At 73.0% G+C, this 3,244-nt stretch carries 5 protein-coding genes; 3 read left to right on the top strand and 2 right to left on the bottom strand.

Annotation, left to right across the window (positions count from 1 at the left end; translation table 11 throughout):
* The 3 genes from B7767_RS45280 to B7767_RS37210 form a co-directional block, all read left to right on the top strand.
* The coding region (locus tag B7767_RS45280; RefSeq protein ID WP_256923704.1) for an acyl-CoA dehydrogenase family protein at nt 1-160 on the top strand (160 nt) is incomplete at its 5' end.
* Nucleotides 161-337: 177 nt separating this feature from the next.
* Nucleotides 338-1,201 carry a phosphatidylinositol-specific phospholipase C/glycerophosphodiester phosphodiesterase family protein gene (locus B7767_RS37215; RefSeq protein WP_085575857.1) on the top strand — a complete coding sequence of 288 codons (864 nt, stop codon included), beginning with the start codon at nt 338-340 and terminating at the stop codon, nt 1,199-1,201.
* A gap of 102 nt (nt 1,202-1,303) precedes the next feature.
* A complete protein-coding gene (locus B7767_RS37210) occupies nt 1,304-1,498 on the top strand; it encodes a hypothetical protein (RefSeq protein WP_073934709.1) in 195 nt (64 codons plus the stop codon).
* A gap of 21 nt (nt 1,499-1,519) precedes the next feature.
* Here the strand turns inward: B7767_RS37210 and B7767_RS37205 are convergent, their stop codons facing one another.
* Complete coding sequence (locus B7767_RS37205; protein WP_085575856.1) at nt 1,520-1,915, bottom strand: luciferase family protein; 396 nt, start codon at nt 1,913-1,915, stop codon at nt 1,520-1,522.
* Nucleotides 1,916-2,163: 248 nt separating this feature from the next.
* Nucleotides 2,164-3,244, bottom strand: a 1,081-nt coding sequence (locus B7767_RS37200; RefSeq protein ID WP_085575855.1) for an ROK family protein, incomplete at its 5' end; no start/stop codon positions are given.

Here is a 3,244-nt window from a genome sequence, read left to right as displayed (position 1 = left end):
CGCGGAGGAGGCACTGCAACTGCACGGCGGCATCGGCATGACCTGGGAGCACCCGGTGCACCTCCACCTCAAGCGCGCCAAGGCCGACTCGATCGCCTACGGCACGGCGGGCGCCCACCGCGAGGCGCTGGCGGAACTGGTCGACCTGAGAGCACCCTGACCGGTCGAACGACGGAAGGAGCCCGTCCCCCCGGGGGCGGGCTTCTCCGTGCGCCCGGCCCGGTGAAGTGAACGACCGACGGCGGATCGGCCAACTCCCCGCACGGCCGTGCCCCTTGGGCACCTGCGGACCTCATACTCACTGAGGTCCCGTACGGTCCCTCCAGGGAGGCAGAGCATGGTCCTCACCACCCGTCGCAGAGCCCTCACCGCCCTCGGCGCCGCCCTCGCCGGCTCGGTCGCCCTCCCCGCGACCCAGGCACTGGCCGGTGAACAGCGGCGCCGCCCGAGCCCGTTGTGGCGAGCCCACGCCCACAACGACTACGAGCACCCCCGCCCCCTCCTCGACGCACTCGACCACCGCTTCGGCAGCGTCGAGGCCGACATCTACCTGGTCGGTGGTCAACTCCTCGTCGCCCACGACCCCGAGGACCTCGACCCGTCCCGCACCCTCGAATCCCTCTACCTCGACCCGCTCACCGCCCGGGTCCGTGCCCACCACGGCTCGGTGTACCGCGGGCACCGCAGGCCGCTCCAGCTGCTGATCGACATCAAGACCGAGGGCGCCTCCACCTATCTCGAACTCGACCGCCGTCTGCGCCGATACCGGCACCTGTTCACCACCTGCGTCCACGGCAGGGTGCTGCCCGGACCGGTCACCGCCGTCGTCTCCGGTGACCGCGCGGCCCGCGCGCCCATGGAGGCCCAACGGGTACGCCGCGCCTTCTACGACGGCCGGCTCACCGACCTCGGCAGCACCGCACCCGCCTCCTTCGTCCCGTTGATCTCCGACAACTGGACACTCAACTTCACCTGGCAGGGCGTCGGCGCCTTCCCCGACGCCGAGCGCCGGAAACTCCGTGACATCGTGGGCGCCGCCCACGCGCGTGGGCAGCGGGTGCGGTTCTGGGCCACCCCCGACCTGCCGGGCCCCGCCCGCGACGCGCTCTGGGGCGAACTGGTGGCGGCGGACGTCGACCACCTCAACACCGACGACCTCGCGGGCCTGGAAGCCTTCCTCGACGCCTACCGGAGGGCGTGACACCACACGTTCGGAGGACAGGTCAGCCGCCCGGACGAACCCTCCGTTACGCCACACTTGCGGCCGAACGCCGCGAAACGGATGTGGCGGAGGAGGTTGACGATGGCCATTTCCATCTCTGTGGTGCTGCTGCTCTCGGTCCTTGCGGTGATCTTCCTGCGCAACGGCGGGCTGAAGATCTCCCACGCGCTGGTCTGTCTGCTGCTCGGGTTCTACCTGGCCAGCACGAGCATCGCGCCCACGATCCACAGCGGCCTCACGGCGACCGCCGACATCGTCGGCGGTCTGCGGCCGTGAGGCCACCGCGCGGAGCGTGGTTCAGCGGTCGGACACCGCGTCGCGCGGCAGCACGGTGACGCGGTGGAAGTTGCACCCCGCCGGTGCCGGCGGTGCGGACGGGGGCCTGCTCTGGTGCGCCTTGAGAGCGACGCTCACCAGGCTGAGCAGCAGGTCCACGTCCGTGGCGCAGTCCAGATGCACCGTCACCCAGCCGGAGTCCGGGACCACTTGTATCGCGCTCGACCCGCCCAGGTCGTAGTGGAAGCGCTGGATGGCGCGACGGGTGAGGTGGAGGTCCACGTCCCGCGCGGAGTGGAAGTGGACGATCTCGTCACGGGCGGTGCGGAGGGCCCGCCCCGTGCCGCAACCGGCCGGACAGGCCGTGAGATCGGGCCAGGTGAGCAGTCGCTCCATGGCTCGCTGCGCCGGTGTCATGCCCTCATCGTTGCCTGCTCAACGTCCGGCCACCAGATGTTGGGCGATTCGTAATCGATCGGTGAGGCGGTGAGACCGCCAGAACCCCGGTGAGAGCCTGATGCGCGATCACGTCGTGGCAGCCGGTGGGCTCGTGACCTGGTACGGACTTCTCGTCCCCGTGCGCGACCGGGACGGCCGGGCGGCGACCGTCGGCGGCAGCGACGCCCTGCGCGACTTCGTGCGGAACTCGAGGAGAGGCTCGCGCGTCAGGCCCGTTCGGCCACCGCCGCCGGGTCGTCCAGGACCCCCCGCACCACCGAGTGCGCCGCGCCCAGCAGCGGGCCCTCGGGGCCCAGTGGGGAGACGGAGACGGGACAGGCCGGCCCCGCGGTGCGGCGGGCCAGTTCGGAGCGGAGCGACGGCAGCAGCCAGGGTGCGAGCCCGGACAGGGCTCCGCCCAGCACCACGCTCTCGGGGTCCAGCAGGTTGACCGCCCCGGTCAGGGCGATCCCGAGCGCCGTTCCCGCGTCCTCCAGGGCGCGTCGTACGTTCGTGTCGCCCTGCTCGGCACGGCCCGCGAGGAGGCCGACGCGGTCCTCGCCCGGCTCCAGTCCGGCCGCGCGCAGCACCGCCTCCTCACCGGCGTACTGCTCCAGACAGCCCCGTCCGCCGCAGGCGCACTCCGGTCCGTCCGGCCGTACCGGTACATGGCCCAGCTCGCCCGCGAACCCCCGGTTTCCGTGCAGCAGCCGCCCGTCCACGACGACCGCGGCACCGATACCGATCTCGGCGGACACATGGAGGAAGTCGCGGGGGGTGTCCTCGCCGAGCCACAGTTCGGCCAGTGCGCCGAAGTTGGCCTCGTTGGCCACGGTGAGCGGCAGGCCCGCCGGGAGCAGGTCGCCGAGGTCCGTGTCGAGCCAGCCGAGGTTCGGGGCGCGTACGACGGTCCGGGCGTCGCGCGCCACCAGACCCGGTACGGCCACGGCGAGCCCCGCCGGCCACAGGCCCTCGCCCTCCGCCTCGGCGACGACCCGCTCCGTCAGCTCGGTGAGTTCCCCGAGCACCGGACCGGGGGAGCGGTCCCGGTTCGGGACGTGCCGCACCGCCCGGGACCGGACCCGTCCGCGCAGGTCGACCGCGCAGACCGCGAGGTGATCGACGCCGACCTCGGCGCCGATCCCCGCGGGCCCGCGCCCGCTGACGGCGAGCGCGGAGCCGGGACGGCCCACGCGTCCGGGCCGCTCGGGGCCCAGTTCCTCCAGCAGGCCCGAGCGGATGAGCTCGTCGACCAGTGTGGACACCGCCGCGCGGGTCAGGCCGATGCGGGAGGCGACGGCGGCCCGG

The organism is Streptomyces sp. 13-12-16, from assembly GCF_002114215.1.
In the GTDB taxonomy this organism is placed as follows: Bacteria; Actinomycetota; Actinomycetes; order Streptomycetales; family Streptomycetaceae; genus Streptomyces.
The sequence above is the reverse complement of the archived record's forward strand: the minus strand, read 5'-3'. Positions and strand labels throughout refer to the sequence as shown.

Bases quoted from the DNA above. Each gene is read 5' to 3' on its own strand.
- B7767_RS37215 (WP_085575857.1), top strand. From the start codon at position 338: ATGGTCCTCACCACCCGTCGCAGAGCCCTCACCGCCCTCGGCGCCGCC.
- B7767_RS37210 (WP_073934709.1), top strand. From the start codon at position 1,304: ATGGCCATTTCCATCTCTGTGGTGCTGCTGCTCTCGGTCCTTGCGGTG.
- B7767_RS37205 (WP_085575856.1), bottom strand. From the start codon at position 1,915: ATGACACCGGCGCAGCGAGCCATGGAGCGACTGCTCACCTGGCCCGAT.